This window comes from Paenibacillus allorhizosphaerae (assembly GCF_042659105.1).
In the GTDB taxonomy this organism is placed as follows: Bacteria; Bacillota; Bacilli; order Paenibacillales; family NBRC-103111; genus Paenibacillus_G; species Paenibacillus_G allorhizosphaerae.
The window spans coordinates 1,243,315-1,269,673 of the sequence record NZ_JBHSRV010000001.1; the positions used below are offsets into that span (position 1 = coordinate 1,243,315).

At 54.0% G+C, this 26,359-nt stretch carries 25 protein-coding genes and 1 other annotated feature; of the genes, 9 read left to right on the forward strand and 16 right to left on the reverse strand.

What is annotated here, in order from left to right:
• The first annotated feature begins 41 nt into the window (after nt 1-41).
• Genes ACFQI7_RS05490 through mtnB form a run of 5 tightly spaced genes read left to right on the forward strand, consistent with a single transcriptional unit; the run spans nt 42 to nt 4,783 of the window.
• Nucleotides 42-1,316: a glutamate-5-semialdehyde dehydrogenase gene (locus ACFQI7_RS05490; protein WP_218097105.1), complete on the forward strand. Its 1,275-nt coding sequence runs from the start codon at nt 42-44 to the stop codon at nt 1,314-1,316.
• A 31-nt stretch (nt 1,317-1,347) separates the two neighbouring features.
• Nucleotides 1,348-2,217, forward strand: a complete 870-nt coding sequence (proC, locus tag ACFQI7_RS05495; protein ID WP_218097104.1) for a pyrroline-5-carboxylate reductase — start codon at nt 1,348-1,350, stop codon at nt 2,215-2,217.
• 15 nt (nt 2,218-2,232) lie between these two features.
• Entirely contained in the window at nt 2,233-3,483 is a 1,251-nt protein-coding gene (locus ACFQI7_RS05500) for a 2,3-diketo-5-methylthiopentyl-1-phosphate enolase (RefSeq protein ID WP_218097103.1), read from the forward strand.
• Nucleotides 3,480-4,136 (forward strand): 2-hydroxy-3-keto-5-methylthiopentenyl-1-phosphate phosphatase, encoded by a 657-nt coding sequence (locus tag ACFQI7_RS05505; RefSeq protein WP_218097102.1) that lies wholly within the window; start codon nt 3,480-3,482, stop codon nt 4,134-4,136. Before ACFQI7_RS05500 ends, ACFQI7_RS05505 begins: the two co-directional genes overlap by 4 nt.
• Nucleotides 4,137-4,138: 2 nt before the next feature.
• Complete coding sequence (mtnB, locus tag ACFQI7_RS05510; protein ID WP_218097101.1) at nt 4,139-4,783, forward strand: methylthioribulose 1-phosphate dehydratase; 645 nt, start codon at nt 4,139-4,141, stop codon at nt 4,781-4,783.
• A gap of 241 nt (nt 4,784-5,024) precedes the next feature.
• Here the strand turns inward: mtnB and pyrE are convergent, their stop codons facing one another.
• From pyrE to pyrR, 7 genes are all read right to left on the reverse strand, one after another.
• Nucleotides 5,025-5,681: an orotate phosphoribosyltransferase gene (gene pyrE / locus ACFQI7_RS05515; protein WP_218097100.1), complete on the reverse strand. Its 657-nt coding sequence runs from the start codon at nt 5,679-5,681 to the stop codon at nt 5,025-5,027.
• A 29-nt stretch (nt 5,682-5,710) separates the two neighbouring features.
• Nucleotides 5,711-6,451 (reverse strand): orotidine-5'-phosphate decarboxylase, encoded by a 741-nt coding sequence (gene pyrF, locus ACFQI7_RS05520; RefSeq protein WP_218097099.1) that lies wholly within the window; start codon nt 6,449-6,451, stop codon nt 5,711-5,713.
• A gap of 112 nt (nt 6,452-6,563) precedes the next feature.
• Nucleotides 6,564-9,779 carry a carbamoyl-phosphate synthase large subunit gene (carB, locus tag ACFQI7_RS05525; protein WP_218097098.1) on the reverse strand — a complete coding sequence of 1,072 codons (3,216 nt, stop codon included), beginning with the start codon at nt 9,777-9,779 and terminating at the stop codon, nt 6,564-6,566.
• Nucleotides 9,766-10,944 carry a glutamine-hydrolyzing carbamoyl-phosphate synthase small subunit gene (carA, locus tag ACFQI7_RS05530; protein ID WP_218097097.1) on the reverse strand — a complete coding sequence of 393 codons (1,179 nt, stop codon included), beginning with the start codon at nt 10,942-10,944 and terminating at the stop codon, nt 9,766-9,768. The genes carB and carA overlap by 14 nt, the downstream gene beginning before the upstream one ends.
• Before the next feature lie 108 nt (nt 10,945-11,052).
• Nucleotides 11,053-12,330, reverse strand: a complete 1,278-nt coding sequence (locus ACFQI7_RS05535) for a dihydroorotase (RefSeq protein ID WP_218097096.1) — start codon at nt 12,328-12,330, stop codon at nt 11,053-11,055.
• A 75-nt stretch (nt 12,331-12,405) separates the two neighbouring features.
• Nucleotides 12,406-13,314, reverse strand: a complete 909-nt coding sequence (locus tag ACFQI7_RS05540; protein ID WP_218097095.1) for an aspartate carbamoyltransferase catalytic subunit — start codon at nt 13,312-13,314, stop codon at nt 12,406-12,408.
• On the reverse strand, nt 13,311-13,880 hold the full coding sequence (gene pyrR, locus ACFQI7_RS05545; protein WP_218097094.1) for a bifunctional pyr operon transcriptional regulator/uracil phosphoribosyltransferase PyrR: 570 nt from the start codon (nt 13,878-13,880) through the stop codon (nt 13,311-13,313). Before pyrR ends, ACFQI7_RS05540 begins: the two co-directional genes overlap by 4 nt.
• Nucleotides 13,881-14,230: 350 nt before the next feature.
• On the opposite strand from pyrR, the gene ACFQI7_RS05550 reads away from it, so the two are divergent.
• The 3 genes from ACFQI7_RS05550 (at nt 14,231) to ACFQI7_RS05560 (ending at nt 16,355) form a co-directional block, all read left to right on the forward strand.
• On the forward strand, nt 14,231-14,317 hold the full coding sequence (locus ACFQI7_RS05550) for a hypothetical protein (protein ID WP_377516749.1): 87 nt from the start codon (nt 14,231-14,233) through the stop codon (nt 14,315-14,317).
• A 103-nt stretch (nt 14,318-14,420) separates the two neighbouring features.
• Entirely contained in the window at nt 14,421-15,134 is a 714-nt protein-coding gene (gene dapD / locus ACFQI7_RS05555; protein WP_218097093.1) for a 2,3,4,5-tetrahydropyridine-2,6-dicarboxylate N-acetyltransferase, read from the forward strand.
• A 78-nt stretch (nt 15,135-15,212) separates the two neighbouring features.
• Complete coding sequence (locus tag ACFQI7_RS05560; protein WP_218097092.1) at nt 15,213-16,355, forward strand: N-acetyldiaminopimelate deacetylase; 1,143 nt, start codon at nt 15,213-15,215, stop codon at nt 16,353-16,355.
• 274 nt (nt 16,356-16,629) lie between these two features.
• Here the strand turns inward: ACFQI7_RS05560 and ACFQI7_RS05565 are convergent, their stop codons facing one another.
• Genes ACFQI7_RS05565 through lspA form a run of 3 tightly spaced genes read right to left on the reverse strand, consistent with a single transcriptional unit; the run spans nt 16,630 to nt 19,309 of the window.
• A complete protein-coding gene (locus ACFQI7_RS05565) occupies nt 16,630-17,799 on the reverse strand; it encodes an aminotransferase A (protein ID WP_218097091.1) in 1,170 nt (389 codons plus the stop codon).
• Between the two features lie 14 nt (nt 17,800-17,813).
• Nucleotides 17,814-18,764 carry an RluA family pseudouridine synthase gene (locus ACFQI7_RS05570; RefSeq protein ID WP_230414652.1) on the reverse strand — a complete coding sequence of 317 codons (951 nt, stop codon included), beginning with the start codon at nt 18,762-18,764 and terminating at the stop codon, nt 17,814-17,816.
• 17 nt (nt 18,765-18,781) lie between these two features.
• Nucleotides 18,782-19,309 (reverse strand): signal peptidase II, encoded by a 528-nt coding sequence (gene lspA, locus ACFQI7_RS05575; RefSeq protein ID WP_218097089.1) that lies wholly within the window; start codon nt 19,307-19,309, stop codon nt 18,782-18,784.
• 110 nt (nt 19,310-19,419) lie between these two features.
• On the opposite strand from lspA, the gene ACFQI7_RS05580 reads away from it, so the two are divergent.
• Entirely contained in the window at nt 19,420-20,181 is a 762-nt protein-coding gene (locus tag ACFQI7_RS05580; RefSeq protein WP_218097088.1) for a TraR/DksA C4-type zinc finger protein, read from the forward strand.
• Nucleotides 20,182-20,243: 62 nt separating this feature from the next.
• Here ACFQI7_RS05580 and ileS read toward each other — a convergent pair whose 3' ends face one another.
• From ileS to ACFQI7_RS05610, 6 genes are all read right to left on the reverse strand, one after another.
• On the reverse strand, nt 20,244-23,018 hold the full coding sequence (gene ileS, locus ACFQI7_RS05585; protein ID WP_218097502.1) for an isoleucine--tRNA ligase: 2,775 nt from the start codon (nt 23,016-23,018) through the stop codon (nt 20,244-20,246).
• A 69-nt stretch (nt 23,019-23,087) separates the two neighbouring features.
• Nucleotides 23,088-23,381: a binding site (T-box leader), on the reverse strand.
• 79 nt (nt 23,382-23,460) lie between these two features.
• The gene (locus ACFQI7_RS05590; protein ID WP_218097087.1) at nt 23,461-23,940 is read right to left on the reverse strand and encodes a DivIVA domain-containing protein; all 480 of its coding nucleotides are present in this window, start codon (nt 23,938-23,940) and stop codon (nt 23,461-23,463) included.
• A 117-nt stretch (nt 23,941-24,057) separates the two neighbouring features.
• Nucleotides 24,058-24,840, reverse strand: coding sequence for a YlmH family RNA-binding protein (locus ACFQI7_RS05595; RefSeq protein ID WP_218097086.1), 783 nt, complete (start codon nt 24,838-24,840; stop codon nt 24,058-24,060).
• Nucleotides 24,841-24,861: 21 nt separating this feature from the next.
• On the reverse strand, nt 24,862-25,146 hold the full coding sequence (locus ACFQI7_RS05600) for a YggT family protein (protein WP_377516699.1): 285 nt from the start codon (nt 25,144-25,146) through the stop codon (nt 24,862-24,864).
• Between the two features lie 22 nt (nt 25,147-25,168).
• Nucleotides 25,169-25,591, reverse strand: coding sequence for a cell division protein SepF (locus tag ACFQI7_RS05605; RefSeq protein ID WP_218097085.1), 423 nt, complete (start codon nt 25,589-25,591; stop codon nt 25,169-25,171).
• 61 nt (nt 25,592-25,652) lie between these two features.
• Nucleotides 25,653-26,342 carry a YggS family pyridoxal phosphate-dependent enzyme gene (locus tag ACFQI7_RS05610; protein ID WP_218097500.1) on the reverse strand — a complete coding sequence of 230 codons (690 nt, stop codon included), beginning with the start codon at nt 26,340-26,342 and terminating at the stop codon, nt 25,653-25,655.
• Nucleotides 26,343-26,359 lie beyond the last annotated feature (17 nt).

A 26,359-nucleotide genomic window follows, 5' to 3' on the forward strand; every position in this document is an offset into this window, starting at 1 on the left:
GAATGATGATTGTTTAATCTAACGTATAGGGGGAAAACAGGATGACCAGTACGAGCCAAGCCCATACGGTTAGCGAGACCGTACAAAAAGCGACCCTCGCCAAAAAAGCGGCCCCCAAGCTGGGCCTGCTGACGACGGAACAAAAAAATAAAGCGCTGCTGCAGATGGCGGATGCGCTCACAGCCGAGGCCCAATCCATTATCGCCGCGAACGGCGAAGATTTGCAGCGGGGCCGGGAGAACGGCACTTCGGACGCCCTTCTCGATCGTTTGGCGTTGAACCGGCAGCGGATCGAAGAGATGGCGGACGGCCTTCGACAAGTGACCTTCTTAACCGATCCGATCGGCGAGACGCTTGAATCGTTTGAACGGCCGAACGGTCTGCAAATCCGCAAAATCCGCGTACCACTCGGCGTCGTCGGCATGATCTACGAAGCGCGCCCGAACGTGACAGTTGACGCGGCGGGATTGTGCCTCAAGACGGGCAATGCAGTCGTACTGCGCGGCAGCTCCTCCGCCCTTTCCTCGAATAAGCGAATCGTGGAGGTACTGCATGGCGCGCTGGCCAAGACTGATGTACCGGTCGATGCGCTGCAGCTTATCGTCGACCCGAGCCGTTCATCCGTGGACGAAATGATGAAGCTGAACGGCCTGATCGATGTCATCATTCCGCGCGGCGGCGCCGCGCTTATCAATAACGTCGTGAAAAACGCTTCCGTGCCTGTCATTGAAACGGGTGCCGGCATTTGCCATACGTACATCGATGAGAGCGCGCAGCTCGATATGGCACTGCAAATCGCCATCAACGCCAAAGTGCAGCGGCCCTCGGTCTGCAATTCGATGGAGACACTGCTCATACACCGCGCTTTCGCCGAACGCCATCTGGCCATGATTGCGGACCAGTTCGTGCAGCAGCGCGTCGAGCTTCGCGGAGATGCGAATACCCGAAAGCTCGTGCCGGCCATACATGAAGCATCCGCACAAGATTGGGACACCGAATACAACGATTATATATTGAACGTCCGTGTCGTTGACGGCTTGAATGAAGCGCTGGAGCATATTCGCCTTCACAGCACAATGCATTCGGAATGCATCGTAACGGAAGATGCGGCAAACGCCGCCCGCTTTCTGCAGGAAGTCGACGCGGCTGCCGTCTACCATAACGCCTCCACCCGCTTTACCGACGGGTTTGAATTCGGGTTCGGCGCGGAGATCGGCATCAGCACGCAGAAACTGCACGCACGCGGCCCGATGGGGCTGCCCGAACTGACATCCATCAAATACTGCATCAAAGGCAGCGGCCAAATCCGCGATTAATCCGCATATACGAAGAAAGGGGCTATACTCGATGACATCCTCTTTATCTCAGGCGAAAATCACCTTTATCGGCGCCGGCTCGATGGCAGAAGCGATCATCCGCGGCTTAACCTCGAAGGGAGAAGGCTCGGCCAGCCGTCTCTTCGTCATCAATCGTTCGGACACGGCCAAGCTGGAGTCGCTTCATGAGCGTTACGGCGTTAGCTATGCGGCGTCTCAAGGACAAAAGGACGAAGCGATCGCCCACGGGGATATTATCGTGTTGGCGTTCAAGCCGAAAGACGCGGTGGAAGGATTGCTCGGCATTCGGTCCCTCGTACGCCCGGAACAGCTGATCGTTTCCGTGATCGCCGGCATGTCGATCGACACGATCAAAGGGCTTCTCGGCAGCAGCAGCCAGCCGGTCGTTCGCACGATGCCGAATACTTCCAGCACGATCGGCCTTGGCGCCACCGGCATAAGCTTCTCTTCCGGCGTCAGCGCGGAACAGCATGAGCTTGCGCTGGCGATGTTCGCTTCCACCGGCATCGTTTCCGTTGTCGACGAGCCGCTGCTCAATGCCGTAAACGGCGTTTCCGGCAGCGGTCCCGCTTATATTTACTACATGATGGAAGCGATGATTGCCGGCGGTGTCGAACTCGGCCTTGAGCCTGAAGAAGCTCGCCGCCTCACGGTGCAAACCGTTCTGGGCGCCGCCCATATGGTGCAATCGACCGGTGAAGACCCGGCGGAACTTCGCCGCAAAGTGACCTCCCCGGGCGGCACGACGCAGGCGGCGATCGAAACGCTCGACCGTCACGGCTTCGCCGAAGGGGTCGCGAAAGCGATGGTCCGCTGTGCGGAACGCGCCGGTGAAATGGGCGCGGCCATCAGTGCATCCGTCACTTCCCAAACCAAATAAAGTAGGTGTATTCCGTTGCAATCCGCTAATACCCATGCGGCCTACTGCTTGGCCACATACCGTTGTTACGACGAAAAAGCTGATTTTCATAAAAAAGCGCTCGGCATTGCCGTCGGGCTGACCGTCGGCAGTTGGACGGATCTTCCCGATGCGCGCAAAGCCGAAATGGAGAAGCATCTCGGACGCGTCGTCCAAGTGAATGTTCACGAGCCTGTGGCGGATGAACCGGCATCCGGTCGATATGCGGATATCCAGATCGCCTATCCCGACGTCAATTTCAGCCGCGACATTCCCGCCCTGCTCGTTACCATATTCGGGAAGCTGTCGATGGACGGACGCATCAAGCTGATCGATCTCGACTTCTCGGATGGTTTTCGCTCCGCCTTCGCAGGCCCGCGCTTCGGCATTCAGGGCGTTCGCGACCTGCTTGGCGTACACGACCGTCCGCTGCTCATGAGCATTTTCAAGTCCGTTATCGGCCACGATCTGACCGCACTGCGCGAGCAATTTTACCAGCAGGCCGCCGGCGGCGTCGATCTGATCAAGGACGACGAGATTTTGTTCGAGAATCCGCAAACGCCGATTGAGCGCCGCGTCGAAGTATGTATGGAAGCTGCTGCTCAAGCCTCGAAGGAAACCGGGCAAAAGCTGCTGTATGCGGCGAACCTGACAGGCCCGACGTTCGGTCTGATCGAGCAGGCCAAAAAAGCGATCAACGCCGGCGCGAACGCGCTGCTGTTCAATGTGCTCGCGTATGGCTTTGACGCGTTAAGCGAGCTAAGCCGTCACCCGGACATAAGCGTGCCGATTATGGCGCACCCTGCGCTGGCCGGCGCCTATTATCCGTCTCCTTATCACGGGATCGCGGCGAACGTGCTGCTCGGCAAGCTGATGCGGCTTGCTGGCGCCGATCTCGTGCTGTTCCCTTCGCCGTACGGATCGGTCGTCATGCCGCGCGAAGAGAACATGGCGATCAAGGAAGCGCTGTTGACCGATGCCGCCGCGCCGCTGAAGCGCAGCTTCCCCGTTCCGTCGGCCGGTATTCATCCTGGCCTCGTCCCGCTGATTCTGAAAGACTTCGGCAGCGAAGTCGTCGTGAACGCCGGAGGTGGCGTACACGGCCATCCGATGGGCGCAGCCGCCGGCGGACGCGCGTTCCGCCAGGCGATTGACGGGTGCTTGTCCGGCACATCGCTCCGGCAGTACGCCGCGGACAGACACCCCGAGCTGCAAGCGGCAATCGACGCATGGGGGCTAAAAGAATGAGCAAGCGGCGGGTCATCTTTTGCGACTTTGACGGGACGATTACCGTCAACGATAACATCGTAGCGATTATGAAGCATTTTCAGCCCCCAGGATGGGACGAGCTGGTCAATCAGGTCATATCGAAGCAAATATCGGTTCGTGAAGGCGTAGGGCGCATGTTCGCCCTGCTGCCGACTTCCCGCAAGCAGGAAATTATCGATTACGCCATCGGTAACGTAACGATTCGCGCCGGATTTCAGAAGCTGCTCGATTACTGCCGCAACGAAAACGTCCTATTCTACGTGACAAGCGGCGGGATCGACTTTTTCGTGTACCCGGTCCTGTCGGCGTTTCCAATCCCGAAGGAACACATTTATTGCAACGGGAGCGATTTTAGCGGCAGCCATATCCGAATTTTATGGCCGCATTCATGCGACGAGCAGTGCCATAACGACTGCGGGATGTGCAAGACGGCGATTATCCGAGCGTTCCCTGTAGAGACTTACGAACGCATTCTGATCGGCGACAGCGTTACCGACTTTGAAGGCGCAAAGCTGGCGGACGTCGTATTCGCCCGATCCCATCTTGTGCAGCTATGCGAAGATTTGAAGCTGAATTATTACACCTTTGACGATTTCTTCGATGTCGTCAAGCAGTTAGAGGAGATGAAATAACGGTGAGTTTCAGCGATATTCGATTGGAGGAGAAGCAGCAGGCGTTTGCAGAGCTGCGCGAGATTAAAACGCTGCTTGCCTCTCGCGGCTTGTTTCCGGGCACGAGCGGCAATCTGTCGATCCGTACGGGTGCTTTTTTGAAGGAGCAGTTCGCTTTTGCCATTACGGCCAGCGGTAAAGACAAATCCGTCAATACGCCATCGGACTACCTGCTCGTCGATCAGGACGGCAAGCCGATCGAGGCGACCGGCCTGAAACCGTCGGCGGAAACGCTCATTCATTGCGAGATTTACAAGCATACCGGGTGCGGCGCGATTTTTCACGTACATACGGTATTCAACAATTTGGCGTCCGAGCTGTTCTGGGAGCGCGGCTCCATTCCGGTCGACGGCGTCGAGCTGATTAAAGCGTTCAACATCTGGGACGAAGAGGCGCAGATCGAAATCCCGATCCTGCCCAACTACGCGGATATTCCGCGGATCGCCGAGCTCGTCGAAGGCGCAATTAAGCCTCGGATCCCCGGTATCATGCTGCGTAAGCACGGTATATACGCCTGGGGCGCCAATGCATTCGAAGCCAAACGACATCTCGAGGCTTTTGAATTTTTGTTCGAGTACGTATACCGCTGGGCTCTACTGAAGAAGTAATGCTTTAATATGTGGATATAGCTTCCGAACGGCTCCGGATCGTTGATCTGGAATCGTATGCTTGCAAATAAATAACCTTGGCGTATCAACTGAACGGTCCTTCGTGGTTTGATTTTTGTCCGACAAAGGAGTCGTTCAATTGGCTGCCAAGGTTTTTTTCACTCGCGCAAAAAATCGGTTATAACGAAAAAGAAAAAGCGACCCGATCTGCTTGATCAAGCCGCCTTCTCGTAAAATCCGCTTATTTCCCGTACTCGCTCGGATTTTCGCTCCACGCTTTGAGCGCCTTCAAATCTTTCTCCTGAATGCTGCCTTGCTGCAGCGCCACATCCAACAACGAGCTGTAATTGGTTAATGTTCCATAAGGGATACCGGCGCCTTCGAAAGCGTCCTTCGCCTTTTGGAACTGGTAGGAAAAGATCGCCAAGACGCTGAGCGCCTGTCCGCCCGCCTCGTTGACAGCTTGAGCCACTTTGAGGGAGCTTCCGCCTGTAGAGATCAGATCTTCGATCACTACCGTCTTTTGGCCTTTCAGCAGCACGCCTTCGATCAAATTTTCTTTGCCGTGCCCCTTTGCTTTGTCACGCACATAAATCATCGGCAAGCCCAGCTTCTGCGCCACGAAAGCGGCATGCGGGATTCCGCCGGTAGCCGCCCCGGCGATGACTTCGGCATCGGGATGAAGCTCACGAATCAATGAAACGAAGCCCTCTGCGATCCGGTCGCGCACGTCAGGATAAGAAATAGTCAGACGGTTATCGCAGTAAATCGGCGATTTCAGACCGGACGTCCAAGTAAACGGCTGGTCCGGGCGAAGCGCCACGGCATGAATGCGCAGCAAGTCGGAAGCGATTTGTACCGCTAGCTGCGGACGGGTAGGTATAGCAATCGTGCTCATCGATAAAGCAACTCCTTTTCGTTCCTGTATTAGTTCGAAGCCATGATCGACGCGATGATCGACTCGAGCACTTCCCGGGGATCGGGAGCCGCCGTAATCGGACGGCCAATAACGATATAATCCGTTCCCTGGGTGAACGCTTCGGCAGGCGTCATGACCCGTGACTGATCTCCGATATCGGATCCGGCCGGGCGGATGCCGGGCGTAACGGTGACAAACGACGTGCCGCAGCTTTGCTTAATGCTTACCACTTCCAGAGGCGAAGCGACGACCCCGTCCAAACCGGCCGCTTTCGTCAATTGCGCATAGCGGAGCACCGTATTTTCCACCGTACCGGTAATGCCGATTTCATCGTTCATCACCTTTTGGCTTGTGCTCGTGAGCTGCGTCACCCCGATCACGATCGGCCGCTTTCCTTGCGACGCGGAGGCCAGCCCTTTGTCAACGCCTTCCATCGCCGCCTCCATCATCAGTTTGCCGCCGGCCGCATGTACGTTGAACATATCGACCCCCAGTCTCGTTACGCTTTCCGCGCCGCCTTTGACCGTATTCGGAATATCATGCATTTTCAAATCCAGAAAAATGTTGTATCCCATGTCTTTTAGTTTGCTGATAAATTGGGGACCCGCGCTGTAAAAAAGCTGCATGCCCACTTTGACGTAGCACGGGATACCCTGAAGCGACCGGATGAGCGCCTCCGCCTGCTCGGCGTATGCGTAATCGAGCGCGACCATAATGCGCTCTGCTACTTGATTGTTTGTCGTCGTCATTTGTTTCGTGCGCCTCCTTCAACGGTCAGATCCAATACTTACAAGCCCAATCAAGGGATTAGCACAGCATCACGCCTATATTGCGCGAGACACTGTGCTAATTCGGATGTTGTTATGCTTGATGCGCAGGCATCGGCGTGGACTGGAAGTAAATCGCTTCGAGCACGTGGAGCAGCGCATTGACCGTATCCAGCGACGTCAAGCAAACGACGCCGTTCTCCACCGCTTCGCGGCGGATGCGGAAACCGTCCCGCTCCGGCTTTTTGCCTTTGGTGAGCGTATTGACAACAAAGTGCGCTTCGCCGTTGCGAATGAGATCCAGGATGTTCGGCGAGCCTTCGCTCAGCTTATTGACGCGGGTTACGCGCAGCCCGGCTTCTTCCAGCGCTTGCGCCGTTCCGCCCGTAGCGACGATGCGATAGCCCAGACGGTCGAAGCTGCGCAGTATTTCCGTAGCCTCCGCCTTGTCCTTGTCCGCGACTGTTGCAATAATCGCTCCGGTCGGCGGCACTTTCATGCCGGAACCGATCAAACCTTTGTAAAGTGCCTTCGCGAACGTTTTGTCGCGGCCCATGACTTCACCCGTCGATTTCATTTCCGGCCCGAGCGTCGTATCTACGCGGCGCAGTTTGGCGAAGGAAAATACCGGTACTTTCACGGACACGTAGTCATCTTCCGGCCACAGTCCGGTTTCATAGCCCATATCGGACAGCTTCTCGCCCATGATGACGCGAGTCGCCACGTTAGCCATCGGAATTTTGGTCACTTTGCTCAAGAAAGGAACCGTACGCGAGGAGCGCGGATTCACTTCGATGACGTACACTTCGTCTTTATAAATAACGAACTGGATATTGACCAGACCGACAACTTGCAATCCTCTAGCGATTTTGACCGTGATGTCGATAATTTTTTGCTTAATCGCCTCGGATACGGTTTGTGGCGGATATACGGCAATCGAGTCACCGGAGTGAACGCCGGCTCTTTCGATATGCTCCATGATCCCTGGAATGAGCACCGTATCTTTGTCGCAAATCGCGTCGACTTCCACTTCTTTACCAAGCATGTAACGGTCGATCAATACCGGATGCTCCGGATTGATTTTCACCGCGTATTCCATGTAGCTCAGCAGTTCTTCATCGGAGTAGACGATTTCCATCGCACGCCCGCCAAGTACGTAAGAAGGACGCACCAGCACCGGATAACCGAAGTTCGCTGCCATGCCGACCGCTTGGTCGACGGAAGTGACGGTGCCGCCCGGCGGCTGCGCGATTTCCAACGTGCGAAGCAGCGCTTCGAACTTTTTGCGGTCTTCCGCCGCGTCGATGTTCTCCAGATCCGTTCCGAGTATGCGCACACCCGCTTTGGATAGCGGAGCCGCAAGGTTGATCGCCGTTTGGCCGCCAAACTGCACGATAACGCCGATCGGCTGCTCGCGTTCGATCACGTTCATCACGTCTTCGAAGAACAAAGGTTCGAAGTACAAGCGATCCGATGTGTTGAAGTCCGTCGAAACCGTCTCCGGGTTATTGTTGATAATGACCGCTTCGTATCCGGCCGCTTGGATCGCCCATACTGCATGAACGGTTGAGTAATCGAACTCGATCCCTTGACCGATCCGGATCGGACCGGAGCCGAGAACGACGACTTTTTGTTTCGTCGTTTCTTTAACTTCGTCTTCCGTTTCGTAAGTCGAGTAGTAGTAAGGCGTCGTCGCTTCAAATTCAGCCGCGCACGTATCTACCATTTTGTACACCGGCTTGAGGCCGATGCTGAGTCGATAGGATCGCACATCGGCTTCCTGCGAGAAGTTCAGGCCTTTATCGGCCTGGCGGCGCAGCTCGGCGATCGAACGATCCGTAAAGCCTTTGCGCTTCGCTTGATACAGCAGTTCTTCCGTCAGTTCCGGCTGCTGAAGCTCGGCTTCGAACTTAACGAGACCTTCCAGCTTGTGCAGGAACCACCAGTCGACTTTCGTCAAATCTTGAAGCTGCTGCACCGTGTAGCCGCGGCGGAGCGCTTCGGCGATCAGGAAAATCCGTTCGTCGTCCGGTTTGATCAAACGTTGTTCCAACGTAGCCTGATCGAGCGTCTCGGCTTCTTTCAGGTACAGACGGTGAACGCCGATTTCGAGGGAACGAATCGCTTTATGGATCGATTCCTCGAACGTGCGGCCGATCGCCATTACTTCCCCGGTCGCTTTCATTTGCGTTCCGAGCTTGCGGTTTGCCGCCGTAAATTTATCGAACGGCCAACGCGGGATTTTGGATACGATGTAATCGAGCGTAGGCTCGAAGCAAGCGTAGGTTTGACCCGTAACCGGGTTGACGATTTCGTCCAGCGTGTAGCCGATAGCGATTTTGGCTGCCATCTTGGCGATCGGATAGCCCGTTGCTTTGGATGCGAGCGCTGACGAACGGCTTACCCGCGGGTTTACTTCGATCACATAGTATTGGTAGCTGTGCGGGTCGAGCGCGAACTGAACGTTACAGCCGCCTTCGATACTCAGCGCACGGATGATTTTAAGCGAAGCCGACCGCAGCATTTGGTATTCACGATCGGACAGCGTCTGGCTCGGTGCCACGACGATGCTATCCCCCGTATGTACGCCGACCGGATCGAAGTTTTCCATATTACATACGACGATACAGTTGTCGTTCGCGTCACGCATGACTTCGTATTCAACTTCTTTCATGCCAGCGATGCTTTTCTCAATTAGACATTGGCCGATCGGGCTGTAGCGAATACCGGAAGAAACGGTTTCCAGAAGCTCTTCTTCATTCGCGCAAATGCCGCCCCCGGTACCGCCGAGCGTGTAAGCGGGACGAACGATGATCGGGTAGCCGATTTCATTTGCAAAATCAACCGCCTCTTGCACGGTCGTTACAATCGTGCTATCCGGCACCGGTTGCTCCAGCTCGCGCATCAAATCGCGGAACAGGTCGCGGTCTTCCGCTTTCTCGATCGCCGTCAGCTGCGTTCCGAGCAGCTTTACGTTCTCGCGCTCCAGCACGCCTGCGCGGGCAAGCTCGACCGCCATGTTCAGACCGGTTTGGCCTCCAAGCGTCGGCAGCAGGCCGTCAGGGCGCTCCTGACGAATGATTTGCGTTACGAAATCGAGCGTAATCGGCTCGATGTATACTTTGTCCGCCATGTTCGTATCGGTCATGATCGTGGCAGGATTGCTGTTAATCAGTACGACTTCGAATCCTTCTTCTTTCAACGCCTGGCAAGCTTGCGTTCCGGCATAATCGAACTCGGCCGCTTGTCCGATCACGATCGGACCGGAGCCGATGACGAGAATCTTTTTGAGTGTATTATTTTTCGGCATAGTGCAGTTCCCCTTTCGATGCGAATGCCGGCGCCCCGCTGCCCGCTTTGTAAGCTGCGGCGATTTGCGCCTGACGCGGCTGCTGCGGACGGCTTATCTTATGTTCGCGGATCATGCTCAGGAAATCGTCAAACAAGTAGCTTGAATCAAACGGTCCAGGTGCGGCTTCCGGATGGTACTGTACCGAGAACGCCGGATGTTGTTTATGTTTCAAGCCTTCAATGGTGCGGTCGTTATTGTTGATATGCGTTACTTCCAGTTCGGTGCCGGCAATGGACTCTTCCTTGACCGTGTAGCCATGGTTTTGGGAAGTGATGTAGCAGCGTCCGGTTTGCAAATCTTTCACCGGATGGTTGCCGCCGCGGTGACCGAATTTGAGCTTCTCCGTATCGGCGCCGCTCGCCAGTGCGAACAGCTGATGTCCCAGGCAAATGCCGAAGATCGGGAACTCGCCGAGCAGCTCGGCGATCATTTTCGCCGCATGCGGTACGTCTTTAGGGTCCCCAGGGCCGTTGGACAGCAGAATGCCGTCCGGCGCCAGCCGGCGAATTTGTTCGGCTGTCGTATCTTGCGGCACGACAACGACATCGCAGCCTCGTTTGGTCAAATCGCGGAGAATGCCGCTCTTGGAACCGAAATCGACCAGTACGACGCGCTCTTTGCTGCCAGGGCTGGCAAATACGCTCTTGGTGGAGACGCGGGACACTTGATCGGTCATCAGCGGCGTCGCTTTCAGCTGTTCCATCAGCTCTTCCAAGCGTACGCCGGACGTCGTCAAAATGCCTTTCATGACCCCGTGGTGACGAATGCGGCGCGTCAACATCCGGGTATCGATCCCGCTAATGCCGATGATGCCGTACTCTTTCAGCAAGCTGTCGAGTGAATATTCCGCTCTCCAGTTGCTTGGCACGACTTCATGCTCCCGAACGACGAAGCCGTGAATGTATGGGCGAATCGATTCGAAATCGTCGCGGGCAATACCGTAATTCCCGATAAGCGGGTATGTCATGGTCACGATTTGTCCGCAATAAGACGGATCGGACAACACCTCTTGATAACCTGTAATCCCTGTATTAAAAACGACTTCGCCTACCGAGCTACCTTCGCTCCCGAATGCTTTTCCGGTAAACAATGTACCGTCTTCCAACAACAATCTTGCCTGCATCGATTTCAACTCCCTTAGCTGTTATACGAACGCGTCTGCCGAATGAGGTCTCGCGTGGCGATTCCCCAGTCCGGCCTGCTTGATGCTCGATGATGAACGATTACCATATTATTCCGACCACACGACGTTACCTTCGACCATGGTAAGTGCCGGCCAGCCCTTCAGCTTCCATCCGGTGAACGGCGTATTTCGCCCTTTGGATGCGAACTCCGCCGGATCGACCGCTTTTTCCGTTTCCAGATCGATCAATGTCAGGTCCGCTGCCGCTCCGACCTCCAGCTTGCCCCAAGGCAATCCGAACACTTCCGCAGGAAGCTTGGTCATTTTGTCGACGAGGAACTGCAGCGTCCATTGTCCTGTCGCTACGAACTTTGTATACAGGAGCGGGAAGGCCGTTTCGAAGCCGACGATGCCGAAGGGCGCAAGCGCCATGCCGCGCGCTTTCTCTTCCTCGCTGTGCGGCGCATGGTCGGTGACGACGATGTCGATCGTTCCGTCAAGCAATCCTTCGATGCAAGCTTGCACGTCGCGCGGCGTACGAAGCGGCGGGTTCATCTTCCAGTTGGCGTCCATTCCGGGAATGTCCTCGTCGGACAGCAGCAGATGATGCGGGCAAACTTCCGCCGTCACCTTAATGCCGAACTGTTTCGCGTGGCGGATAAGCCGTACCGACTGCTCGGTGCTAACGTGGCATACATGATAATGCACGCCGGTTGCCTCCGCGAGCAAAATGTCGCGGCCCACATGGATCGCTTCGGATTCGTTCGGAATTCCTTTGAGCCCGTTCCTGCGGGCGAATTCCCCTTCGGACACCGCAGCGCCTTCCACCAGCGTATTGTCTTCGCAGTGAGCGATGATCGGCATGCCGATCGAAGCGGCTTTGGCCATCGCATCCTTCATCATTTGCGCGCTTTGTACGCCTACGCCGTCATCGGTATATCCGATAACGCCCGCCGCCTTCAACGCGTCAAAATCGGTAAGTTCGCGACCAAGCTCGTTTTTCGTAATGCAGCCGTATGGCAGTACGCGAACGATGCCTTCGGTCTCGGCTTTGTCCAGTACGTACTTCACCGTTTCTACCGTATCGATGACAGGCCTTGTGTTCGGCATGCAAGCGATCGTTGTAAAACCGCCGCGCGCCGCGGAGCGCGTTCCTGTCGCAATCGTTTCTTTATGCTCGAAGCCGGGCTCGCGCAAATGCACATGCATGTCGATCAGCCCCGGGGTCAGAAGCTTTCCTTGTGCATCGATCACCGTATGGCCCGTCGTTTCAGGAGCAGCTCCCTCCGCGACTTTTTCGATGATGCCGCCTTCCACCAATACATGCTTTGTCTTTAGTTCGTTATTTGCGGTTACTACTGCTGCATTCAGTATCCAAATTCCCATGAGGCCCTCCGCTTCTTCGTTTCATTCTATATATTTGTGCCGTTTTATCGTTTCTAACCGAGTTCGCTGCACGTCTCAGCCAAGCGCCCTCTCAATGACCGCCATCCGAATCGGCACGCCGTGCCCCATTTGCGGGAAGATTTTCGATTTGGGGCATTCCACCAATTCGTCGTCAATCTCCACATCCCGGTTCACCGGCGCCGGGTGCATGATGATGGCGTGCGGCGCCATCCGTTCCGCTCGTTCCACCGTAAGGCCGTAAGCCGCGCGGTATTCCTCCGCCGACCCGAACAACGTTCCCTCGTGACGTTCGAGCTGCACTCGCAGCATCATGACGACATCAGCTCTCAGCGCTTCTTCCATAGAAATGTAGGAAGCGTACTCTCCAAGCTCCGGAGCTTGCATGCCTGGCGGCGAGCAAAAGCTTACTTTCGCTCCGAGAGTCCGCAGCGCCCACAGATTCGAGCGCGCCACCCGGCTGTGCTGCACATCGCCGATAATCGCCACGTGGAGGCCGCGAATATGCCCGAAATGCTTGCGCATCGTATACAAGTCGAGCAGTGCCTGCGTCGGATGCTCGTTATTGCCGTCGCCCGCGTTGATGAGCGGCACTTTAATTTTTTGCGCCAGTTCGGCCAGCAGGCCGTTCGGTTTCATACGAATGACCCCGGCGTCAATCCCCATCGACTCGAGCGTCCGTACCGTATCGTAAATCGATTCCCCTTTTTGCACGCTGGATACGGCGGCGGAGAAGTTCAGCACTTCCGCTCCAAGCCGCTTTTCCGCGACTTCGAAGGAAAACCGCGTTCTTGTACTATTTTCAAAAAACATGTTCGCTACAAAGCGCCCCTGCAGATGGTTCGATACTTTTACCGGATATTGCTCCCAATAGGCTGCCCGATCCAGAATCGACGTTATCTCTTGCTCGCTTAAATCCTTGGTGCCAAGCAAGTGTTTCTCCGTTTGAACCTGAAGTCCGCTCATTCGTTTGGCCTCCTCTGTCCTTTAATGATCACCTGGTCGGTTCCGTCCACTTCATCCAGTTTGACCTCAATACTTTCGAGCCGCGAGGTCGGGATGTTTTTGCCTACATAATCGGGCCGAATCGGAAGTTCCCGGTGTCCCCGGTCGATCAGCACCGCAAGCTGAATCATTTGCGGACGTCCGAAATCCATCAGCGCATCCATCGCCGCCCTAACCGTTCTTCCGGTATACAGCACATCGTCGAACAGAATTAGCTTTTTGTTTTGCACCTCCAGCTTGCCTTCGATGCCGGCGGCTTCTTCTCCGCTTCCCGCAAGGGCCGCTTCCGCGCTCACGCTGCGGTCGTCACGGTACCGCGTAATGTCGATCTCGCCCACCGTCGCAGGCACGCCTTCGATGTCCTGTATACGCTCGGCCACCCGTTTCGCCAAGTAAATGCCCCGCGTCCGAATTCCGATCAACATACAGTTCTCGAAACCCTTGTTGCGCTCCAAAATTTCATGAGCAATCCGGGTCAGCGCCCGCCGTATGGCGGTTTCATCCATTAATACATGCTCGGTTTGCATTTAGGCGCAGCCTCCTATGCTTTGGGGTTGCTTGTGTTGCCTTCGTTCGTCGTGAGGCATAAAAAAACCTTGCCTGTAGAGGCAAGGTTTGCGTACATCCGAGCAGAAGGTCCCCTTACCTTGCGGTCAGCTGATGGCTTATCCTGCCATCAGCTTGAGGTAGACCTTCCTTCTCAACGTTCACCTTGCCAGCCTCACGGGACTGTCATTTAAAGGTGCTATGCAATTGAAAATATTATCCCACTTTCGACATAGTCTGTCAATAGGCGAGCCTGCTGTGTCGGTCGAGGATTGCTAGAGGCAGTCGTTTTATGCTATAAAAGAGGTATCATTGATTACAACTGCCTACCGTGCATCACGTTGCACCAGTTGCAATCTCGTTGACAACTGACAACTTGGCTTCGCGTTGTAGCAGTTGCAATCTCATTGACAACTGACAACTTGGCTTCGCGTTGTAGCAGTTGCAATCTCATTGACAACTGACAACTTGGCTTCGCGTTGTAGCAGTTGCAATATACATAAGGAGCTGGAATTTCTTTTATGTCTATCGAAATGAATACGGAAGAAGTTATTAACCTGATCAAAACAAGCAAGAAAAAAACACCGGTCAAAGTATACGTAAAGGGCGATCTGGAATCGATCACTTTCGGCGATGCGATTCAATCGTTCGTTTCCGGCAAAAGCGGCGTCCTGTTTGGCGAATGGACTGACGTGAAAGCGGTACTGGACGCAAACTCCGCCAAAATCGAAGATTATGTTGTAGAGAACGACCGCCGCAACTCGGCGATCCCGCTTCTCGACCTGAAGGGCATTAACGCTCGCATCGAGCCGGGCGCAGTGATCCGCGAAATGGTCGGCATTGGTGACAACGCGATTATCATGATGGGCGCAGTCATCAATATCGGCGCTTCGATCGGCGCAGGCACGATGATCGATATGGGCGTTGTCATCGGCGGCCGCGTAAAAGTCGGTAACATGTGCCACATCGGCGCAGGTTCGGTGCTCGCAGGCGTGATCGAACCGCCTTCGGCTCAGCCGGTGGTGATCGAGGACGACGTGCTCGTCGGCGCGAATGCGGTTATTCTCGAAGGCGTGCGTGTAGGCAAAGGCTCCGTCGTTGCGGCGGGAGCCGTCGTTGTTGAAGACGTGCCGGAATATACGGTTGTTGCCGGTACGCCTGCTCGTATCATCAAGAAGGTCGATGACAAAACGAAGTCCAAGACCGAAATTTTGAAAGACCTTCGCACACTGTAATTTCAAAGGGACGGGCTCGGCGATCAGACGCCGGGCCTTTCTATTAGCTCAGCGCCATCAAGGAGGCTTGTAAAACTTATGTCCGCCGTCTCTTTCGACCGTTTTGTGCAAATACGCCGTGATCTTCATCAAATCCCGGAACCCGGCTTTCAGGAGTTCAAAACGCAGCGTTATTTGCTTGATTATATTGCAACGTTGCCTCAAGCGCGTCTGGAGGTTCGCACCTGGCAAACAGGCGTTCTCGTAAATGTGAAAGGAACTGCTCCGCAGCGCCGGTACGGCTACCGCGCGGATATGGACGGCCTTCCGATTACGGAGGAAACCGGCTATTCTTTTCAATCGTCCCACCCCGGCTTCATGCATGCTTGCGGCCATGACCTTCACATGACGATCGGCCTTGGTATTTTGACGCACTTTGCCCATCATCCGATCCGTGACGACCTGACTTTCATCTTCCAGCCGGCGGAAGAAGGACCGGGCGGGGCCGAACCGATGCTTCAAAGTGAAGAACTGCGGGACTGGATGCCCGATGAAATATTCGGTCTTCACATTGCCCCGGAATATCCGGTCGGTACGATTGCCACCAAGCCGGGCATTTTGTTCGCCAATACGTCCGAGCTGTTTATCGATTTGACCGGCAAAGGCGGACATGCCGCTTTTCCGCATAATGCGAACGATATGGTTATTGCTGCCTGCCAGCTCGTCGGGCAGCTGCAAACGGTTATCTCCCGGAATGTCAATCCGTTGGATTCCGCAGTCATTACGGTCGGTAAAATTACAGGCGGCACAAAACAGAACATTATCGCGGAAAAAGCGCGGCTGGAAGGGACGATCCGAACGTTCTCGGCTGAGACGATGACGCTGGTTAAATCGCGAATCGAAGCGATCGTTCAAGGCATCGAAGCGGGGTTTCAGTGCAAAGCCGAGATCGACTACGGGGCGAATTATCGCCAAGTGTACAACGCCCATGAAGTGACCGCCCAGTTTATGGATTGGGTCCGTTCAACACAAGCGGATACCGTAACGCTGGTCGAATGTACCGAAGCGATGACCGGCGAAGACTTCGGCTATTTTCTTGAGAGAGTGCCCGGGTTTATGTTCTGGCTTGGCGTCAATACGCCCTATGGGCTCCATCATTCCAAGATTGAACCGGATGAACAGGCAATAGAAGTCGCGATTTCGTTAATGACGCAGTATATCAGTTTTAAGGCATCGCAATAAAAAATCTTCCGATCGAAGCCTTACGATGAAGATACATTCGTGTTTTAGCGTAAGCTTTTCTTGCGAGCAGAAAGTTTACTAAACGCTTTAGCGCATCAATAAAGTAAAAATTTTTGCTTTTAATTGAGAGCGGCGCCGTGATACCGTGATTTCACATGGCCTCAGCATTCGCGAACATAAAAAGCCCGCTGCTTCAGAACTTGCACTGATTATGCAGTTCGAAGCAGCGAGCTTTCTTTTTATTCATTATGTCTAGCGGCAATCCAGGTTTATGCTACAATGCTTTCACGAACGCTTCCATCTTATCCATCGCCCGCTCCAATACATCCATACCGTACGCATATGATATACGGATATAGCCCTCGCCATAAGTGGAAAAAGCATCTCCAGGCACGACCGCCACCCGTTGTTCTTCCAGCAGTTTCATCGTAAATTCCATGGAAGACAGTCCGAAGCGGCGAATCGACGGGAATAAATAAAAAGCGCCCTCCGGTTTGACTAGCTCCAGTCCCATGCCGACCAGCCGATCATAAACGAAATCTCTTCGCTTCACATATTCCGCTTTCATCGGAAGCGCGTCGTCGATCCCGTTCGTCAGCGCTTCGATCGCCGCATACTGGCTAATGGAACTGGCGCAGGTCACATTATATTGATGCACTTTGACCATATGCTCGGATAAATAAGCCGGCGCAAGCGTAAATCCGATACGCCACCCTGTCATGGAGTGGGATTTGGACAACCCGTTGATCACGATCGTCTTCTCCCGCATTCCGGGCAGCAAAGCGATCGAGCGATGCGGTGCGTCATAGATCAGCTCGCTGTAGATTTCGTCGGAAATGACGAACACATTGCGGTTTTCCAGCAGCCGCGCCATATCTGCAAGCTCCGTTTCCGACATGACTCTGCCGGTCGGGTTGGACGGATAGCACAAAATAACGCAGCGCGTTTTGTCCGTCAAGTAAGGCTCCAGCAGCTTCGCCGTCAGCTTGAAGCCGTTATCCCGCGTATCGACATATACGGGAACGCCGCCGCAAAGCCGAACAAGCGGTTCATAGCCCGGATAAATCGGACCGGGAAGGATAACCTCCGCCCCTGCGGTTAAAATCGTCCGAAGCGTAATATCAAGCGCCTGACTCGCTCCGGTCGTTACGATAATCTCGCTTGCCGCGTTGTAGTTCAGCCCATATTTGCGCTGCACGAATTCGGATACCGCCTGCCTCAGCTCCGGCAATCCTGGATTCGGCGTGTATGTCGTCCGATGATCGGCAACGGCTTGCTCCGCGGCGCGCAATATATGATCCGGCGTCGGAAAATCCGGTTGGCCGATCGTTAGCGTGATGGCATCTTTGTACGTACTGACCAAATTCGAAATTTTGCGGATACCCGAAATTTGAATTTCTTTTACCTGCGGGTTAATCAAATGCGTAAGCGGCTCGTTCCCCATCGCTTCATCGTCCCTTACCTTGTTTTTAGAACTTCAAGCAGTCGCACCATATCATCCGGCAGCGGCGCCTCGAAACTAAGGTGCTCACCGGTTCGGGGATGCTCGAAGCCGAGTACGGCCGCGTGCAGCGCCTGACCCTCCATTGCTATCCCTTTGTTCTTGGCCGGTCCGTACTGCGGGTCGCCGACTAACGGATGGCCGATAAACTTCATATGCACCCGAATCTGATGCGTTCTGCCCGTCTCCAGCTTCAGCTCAACCAACGTATAATCGCCGAACCGTTCCATTACGACGAAATGCGTAACCGCATGCTTGCTGTTCTTATCCGTCACCGTAAACAGCTTCCGGTCTTTCGGGTCGCGACCGATCGGCGCATCGACCGTTCCGTTGTCATGCGGCACATTCCCATGCACAAGCGCAATATATTTTCGGTTGACGGTATGCGCTTTGAGCTGCTCGCTCAGCGCATTATGCGCCAGATCGTTTTTGGCCGCCATCAGGAGCCCCGACGTGTCCTTATCGATCCGATGTACGATTCCCGGTCGAACGATGCCGTTAATGCCGGATAAATCTTTGCAGTGATACAGTAGTGCATTAACAAGCGTACCGCTGTAATGCCCAGGCGCCGGATGAACGACCAGACCGCGCGGTTTATTGACCACAATGACGTCCGCATCCTCGTACACGACGTCAATCGATATCGGCTCCGGCGTCAGCTCAAGCATTTCGGGCTCCGGCATGACGAGGATAAGCCGCTCTCCTTCGGGCAGCTTGTAGTTCGGCTTTACCGTCCGGTCGCCCACCGTGACACAGCCGTCTTTAATCCACTGCTGAATTTGCGTCCGGGAGATACTATCGTCGAGCGATTCGGCCAAAAATTTATCGATCCGCTCCCCCGCTTCCTCCGCCGCAATCATCCACTCGTAACGCTGCTCTTGCATCTCTTGCTCTTCCTGCATTTCCATGTCCCGATCCGTCAATCTCATGATTGTGCGTCCCCGCTTTCCAGCGTCGTCTGTTTATTTTGTCTTGATTCGCGGCGCCAGCTAATAAACGAGTCGATGAATATAAGCGCAACCCCGATACAAATCGATGCATCGGCCAAGTTGAAGATGGCAAATGTATAGTCGACCGGCGTACCGAACCAATTGAATTGAAATCGGAATTGCAAAAAGTCAACGACTTCGCCGAACAAAGCCCGGTCGATAAAATTGCCGAGCGCTCCGCCGAGCAGCAAGCTCAAAGCGAAAGGTAGCAGCTTTTTACCCTCTTTTGTCGTCTTTTGCAAATACCAGACAATACCGACAGCTACGGCAATCGTAACGACAATGAAAAACCAGCGCTGATTTTGCAATATGCCGAAAGCGGCGCCGCGGTTCCGGTGAGACGTAATCTGAAAAAACTCGCCGATCACCGATCGCGACTCGCCGATCATCAGCCGGTTCACAATCATCCACTTCGTAACCTGATCCAGCAGCAGAACGATTACAGCATAAATGTAGTATCTCAAGCTAACAACTCCTTAAGCGTTTCTACGATTCAAGGATTTTCCTCCGCTAAAAACAGCCGGATCCGTTAAAAATACAAGCACATACGATTTATTAAAGGAGGCGTCTCTTTTTGACGAACCGTCCGGTTAACCCTAACAGTCTTACGCCCGAACAGCTTCAGTTGCTTGCAAAGAAGCTTCGAGAAGAGAAGCAATGGCTCGATGCCCATTTCGAATCCGGAAACAATTACGGACTGGAACAATCGATGCGCGACAACACAGGCGAGCTGTCCGCTTATGATAATCACCCGGCCGATCTCGGTTCAGAGATGTTTGAACGGGAAAAAGATATCGCTTTGAACGAGAATGCGGAACGTCATCTCACCGACATCAACGAAGCGCTTCAGCGCATCGAGTCCGGCGACTACGGCGTTTGCCGTACTTGCGGCAAGGCGATTTCGTTCGAACGGCTTGAAGCGATGCCGACGACCGCTTATTGCGTCGACCATGTGCCTGATCCGCACGTGTCGGAACGACGACCGGTCGAAGAAAAAATCATGGCGCCGCCATTCGGCCGAACGAGTCTGGACGAGCTGCCGGAGCAAAATCAGTTTGACGGCGAGGACGCCTGGCAAATCGTCGAGAGCTGGGGCTCGTCCAACTCGCCGGCAATGGCCGAAAATCCGAACAAATCCGACAGCTACAACGAAATGGAAGTAGAGCCGGATGAGAACGAAGGCTACGTGGAAGCTTATGAAAGCTTTCTGGCCACAGACATTTACGGTCAGCAAGTGACCGTCGTACGCAATCAAGCATACAAACATTACATGCAAAACGGCGAAGGCGACGGGCTGCTAGAGCCCGACACGCTATCTGAAGACAGCTACGACTAAAGCAGGAACAACGAGCAATCCCAGACGGCATCCGGATGGAACGGCTCGTTGTTTCTTTGACATTATGCCCCCGTAACGGCTCCTGACTTCATTACACCCGCACAGCGCTTGCACAAGGTGGGGTGCGTTTCATCATGCCCTACTTCCGGCGTTACGATCCAGCAGCGTTCACACTTCTCGCCCTCAGCAACCGTTACATTCACGGAAGCGCCTTTGAACTTGTGCGCGCCTTCGGGTTCCGCAGCGCCGGCTTCATGCACTTCTACAGCCGAGACGATAAACAATTGATCCAATTGCTCGAAGCCTTTCAGCAGCTCCGCCGTTTCCGCACTTGGATACAGATGAACCGCTGCGCTGAGCGAGTTGCCGATCAGCTTCTCTTTGCGCGCTTCCTCGAGGGCCTTCAGCACATCGTCGCGAAGCTCGATAAATTGCTCCCACTTCGTTTCAAGCTTCTCGTCGAACAGCGTAGTATCTACCGCAGGCAGTTCCGCCACTTGCACGGTCGGCAGCTGCACACCCGGAATATATTTCCACACCTCGTCGGCCGTATGCGGCAAAATCGGAGCTATCAGTTTGGTGATGGCTGTGAGAGCATCGTACAGTACCGTTTGCGCCGCGCGGCGGGCCGGATCGTTCGGCTCACTCGCGTACAGACGGTCTTTCAAAATATCCAAATAAAATGCGCTCATCTCTACCGCGCAGAAATGGTGAACCGCTTGGTAAACGACGTGAAACTCGTAGCTGTCGTAAGCTTTCGCGACCCGATCGATCATCCGGTGCAATCGCAAAAGCGCAAATCGGTCGAGCTCGCTCATTTGAGCGGCAGCTACGCGATCTTTGGCCGGATCGAAATCGGACAAGTTGCCGAGCAAAAACCGCAGGGTGTTGCGGATCTTGCGATATACTTCCGTGATCTGGGTCAAAATGTTATCGGAAATCCGCACGTCGGATTGATAATCCACCGATGAAACCCACAAACGAAGAATATCGGCGCCCAGCTTGTCGCATACCTGATTCGGATCGACCGTATTGCCAAGCGATTTGGACATTTTGCGGCCTTCGCCGTCCAAAGTGAAGCCGTGGCTTAAAATGCCTTTATACGGTGCGGTTCCTTTCACCGCTACCCCTGTAATCAGCGATGAGTTATACCAGCCGCGGTATTGGTCGGAGCCTTCCAGATACAGGTCGGCAGGCCACTGCAGCTCTTCGCGCGTTTCCAATACGGCCACGTGACTCGAACCGGAATCGAACCAAACGTCCATGATGTCCGTTTCTTTGCGGAAATGATCATGCCCGCATTTCGGACAAACCATGTTCGCCGGCAGCAGCTCTTTCGCTTCTTTTTCAAACCAGGCGTTGGACCCTTCCTGCTCAAAAATCTTGGCCACATGCTCGATCGTTTCCTGCGTTGCAATCGGCTCGTTGCAGCTGCGGCAGTAAAAAATCGGAATCGGCACGCCCCATGCCCGTTGACGCGAAATACACCAGTCCCCGCGGTCCGCGATCATATTGTGCAGACGAATCTCGCCCCACTCCGGCGTCCAGTTGATGCGCTTGATTTCATCCAGCATCTCTTGTCTGAATTTATCGACCGAGGCGAACCATTGCTCCGTCGCCCGGAAAATAACCGGCTTCTTCGTCCGCCAGTCATGCGGGTATTGGTGCTGAATGAAGCTCATATGCAGCAGGTGGCCGGATTCCGTCAGCTTTTCCGTAATGACTTTGTTCGCTTTATCATAGAACATGCCCTCAAAGCCCGGCGCTTCCGCCGTAAAATGGCCCTGGTTGTCCACCGGGCAAAGCACGCCGAGATTGTACTTTTGTCCGACGACAAAGTCGTCTTCGCCGTGTCCCGGAGCGGTATGAACGCAGCCTGTACCGGCTTCCAGCGTAACGTGCTCGCCGACCATGACCAGCGACGTACGGTCGTAGAACGGATGGCGGCATAAAATATGCTCCATTTCGCTACCCTTGAGCGTAGAAAGCACCTTCGCGTCCGTCCAGCCGATTTCCTTCGAGGCGGCTTCGAGCAGCCCTTGCGCCAGCACGTACTTCTTCCCTGCTGCCTCTACGAGCGCATAGTCAAAGTCCGGGTGTACGCTGATCCCGAGGTTCGCCGGAAGTGTCCACGGCGTCGTCGTCCAAATGACGATCGATGCATCCTCAGGCAGTTTGCCTTTGCCGTCCTGTACCTGAAAAGCGACATAGATCGAAGCGGACGTCTTGTCCTTATACTCGATCTCCGCTTCCGCCAAAGCACTCTCCGAGGAAGGAGACCAGTATACCGGCTTTAGTCCTTTATAAATATAGCCTTTGTTCACCATGCCGCCAAATACGCGGATTTGCTGCGCTTCGTACTTCGGCAGCAGCGTAATATACGGGTTGTTCCAATCGCCGCGAATGCCCAGACGCTTGAACTGCTTTTTCTGCTTCTCTACCCATTGCAATGCGTACTCCTTGCAGTAATCGCGGAACTCGGTAACGCTCATTTTTTTGCGGTCGACTTTGCCGCTGTTGGCGATCGCCTGCTCTATCGGCAGCCCGTGCGTGTCCCAGCCCGGAACGTAAGGCGCATCATAGCCTTGCATCGTTTTATGGCGAACGATGATGTCTTTCAATATTTTATTCAGCGCGTGACCGATATGAATATCACCGTTGGCGTATGGAGGGCCGTCATGCAAAATAAATTTCGGCTTTCCTTTGCGGCTCTCTTGTACAAGCTTGTAATTGTCCTGTTCTTCCCATTGCTGCTGCATTTTCGGTTCTGCCTGAGGCAAATTTCCGCGCATCGGAAAATCCGTCTGCAGCAGGTTCAACGTTTTGCCATAATCCATGTTCATCGCACTCCCTGTTTCTTCATCCTTATTGATTTCAAACATCAAAAAAGACCTCTTATCCCTAAATATAGGGACGAGAAGTCTCGCGGTACCACCCTGATTAAGACAAAGGTATGCGGCGCTTTCACACGCCTCTCCATTAATGTCTTCACTCTGGCGATCGATAACGGGATCAACCGATCTGCTTTACTGCCTTAAGGTCGACAACTGACAGCGTCAATACCTCTGTAACAGTTGCGACTAGGTTCAAGCGATGCTCCCGGGTGATTTTCCTCCGCCGCCAAAGTCCGGGCTCGCACCAAATCCCCGGTTCGCTGACAATAGCTTCTGCGAAGTACTCTTCCCAATCATCGTTTTCGTCATGTGAACTTATACAGGAGTATAGCGAAAATTAGGGCTTGCGTCAACTCTGCACGCGGCTGTGGATGCCAAAGTATGATTAAGGCTGCTCCACTTCCATACGTTCTAAGGAGCTCCAGTCTTCCGTACCGAGCAGCTCAAGCTGAGCTTCAATCAGGGTGCGGAAACGGGTGCGGTATATCGATGCCTGCTTCTTGAGCTCTTCGATCTCAAGCGCGATTTTGCGAGATTTGGACAGCGATTCATTGATAATGCGGTCGGCGTTCTTCTCCGCTTCCTTCAATATCAGTTGCGCTTCCTTCTTCGCGTTCGTCTTCACTTCATCGGCCGCTTCCTGGGCGACGATGATCGTCTTGCTCAGCGTCTCTTCGATGTTGGAAAAATGATCCAATCGCTCCTGGATTGCAGCAAGCTGGTTTTGCAGCTCTTTATTCTCACGGATCAGCGATTCGTAATCTTTGATGACCTGATCCAGAAATTCGTTCACGTCATCTTCGTCGTATCCCCGAAACGATCTGCTGAATTCTTTGTTATGTATATCGAGCGGTGTTAATGCCATTGCTGCACCTCCTGCAAATTTGACAAACAAGCTGGCGTTTTTTTCTCCAAGATATGTAATTGCTATATTCGACAATGCCGCTTATATTCCTGCAATGAAGAACAAAAAAATCGGCAATTACGCATATTTGCCGATTTCCAGTCGATATCTCCCTTTTTTTGTCAAGCCTTCGATCTCCAGCACTTTGAACCGGCCAAAGCCTTGCAGCGAAACGACGTCCCCTTGCTTCAGCGGCTTGCTGGGGTCTTCTTCCTGCTTCCAGTTGACCTTGCAGCGTCCGGCCTTGATCGGGATTAGCACTTTGGCCCGGCTCAAACGGTATACATCGCTGACGATTCCGTCCAGCCGAAGCGAAGCCACCGTCAAATGCATCTCCTCCAGCTTCGTCTCCGTCGCCTGCAGGAGGCTCAGCGGCAATTGCTCTGTCTGTACATGCACCCGATGCACCTGATTCAGTTGGAGCCGCATATAATCCGCAACCTCGCTCGCGACGAGAAAGTGGCAGCCGTTATCGCGCGGATAAATGTCACCGATCTTGTCCCTCTTAATGCCGAGCGCAAGAATCGCTCCCATATAATCGCCGTGATCCAGATCTTTCAGCTTATCATCCAGCGAAGTTACGTTGATCAGGGAGATGCCCATGTCTTCGCCATCCAGCACACGGTAGTCCGGCGCAATGAAAGCTCTCCTGCGCTCCGCTCCCGGATGGCCGCCCTCCAGGCGAACGTGCACATCCGTACTCCGGTTTACGATCGTCGTGAGAATATGCACTTGCCGCGGGTCGAGGAAGTCCGTGAGCTTTACCGTATGCTGCTCCGCCCTTTCCACCCATTCGGCCGCTTTATCGACAAAACGGCTCTCGTCGGGATGAAAGTGAGCGTAAATATGCTCGTTCGTCAAAACGGTTCACCTGCAATCAGCTTAAGGAATAATAAAACCAATCACGGCGATAATTCCTTGGCCCACAAATCGCAGCGCGATCAGCGCGACGATCGGTGAAATGTCGATCATGCCCGCAATCGGGGGAATGAACCGTCGGAATACGCCGAGATACGGTTCGCACAGCTTGCCTAGCATTTCGCCGATAAAGCTTTCCCTTGCGCTCGGCAGCCATGACAGCAGAACATATGCGATAAGCACGTATTGGTAAATGTTGATCAGTGTAAGGATATAACCTTCGATGGAGTACGACAAGCTGAAGCTCACCTCGTTCTCATAATAATAGTCGTTAGCTCTCTTGATTCATTATTTCCGAGATCGAGCCGTGAATTTCAACGGTATCCGGCGTGCATAAAAAAATATTCGGACCGATCTTGGAAATCGAACCGTTCAAAGCGTAGACGGTGCCGCTCAGAAAATCGACAATTCGCGTCGCGTGATCGGGACGCACCCGGTGAAGATTGACCACAACAGGGCGGCGGGAACGCAAGTGATCGGCGATTTCCTGCGTTTCGTCATAGGAACGCGGCTCGTGAAGCACGACTCGGACATTCTTTTGTGAATGTATGCTAACGATGTTTCCCTTATTCTTACGCGTATCTGCGAGCGGGGTTTCATATTCCTCCTGTGACTCGGATATACGTTCGCGTTCGACGACCTCTTCTTCTTCCTGCAAGCCTAAAAAATTCATGAATTTGTTCATGACGCCCATTCCCTCTCCTCCTCTGCAGCTTTCCGAATGAAACCTTAAAAAACATGCCGAGAGCTTCCTATTATTTTTTACCCACCAGAATCGAACCTAGACGCACCCAGGTTGCGCCTTCCTCAATCGCTACTTCAAAATCGTTCGACATGCCCATCGATAAATGCGGCACCTCGTAGCCTAATACCGCCGATTCGTTCAAACGGTCCCGCCATTCGCGCAGTCCCCGGAACACCGGACGCGTCGACTCCGGTTCCGCCTCGTAAGGCGCCATCGTCATCAGCCCGACGATCGCGATGTGTTTCATATCCCGTATCGACTCGGCGAACGACAAGAGCGCTTCCGGCGCCAAACCGTATTTCGTCTCTTCCCCGGAAACATTGAGCTGTATAAAACAGTTCACCGTCAACCCAAGCGCGGCGGCTTTTTTATCGATTTCCTTTGCTAGCGATAGCCTGTCCAACGAATGAATGTAAGCGAACTTGCCTACAACATCCTTTACTTTATTCGTCTGAAGATGGCCGATAAAATGCCATGTCCCTTCACTGCCGAACGCTTCCCATTTGGGCTGCGCATCCTGCCAGCGGTTCTCTCCGACATGCAAGAGCCCTTCCTTGAACACTTCGCCGGTCGTCCCCAGCGAAACATATTTCGTTACTGCGATCAACCCAACGTCATCGCGATTTCGGCCCGCCCTGTGGCAAGCGTCCGCCACTTTCGTTTCCACCAGTTGTATGCGTTCTTTCAGCGTTGTAGTCAAATCCAACGTTCACCTCA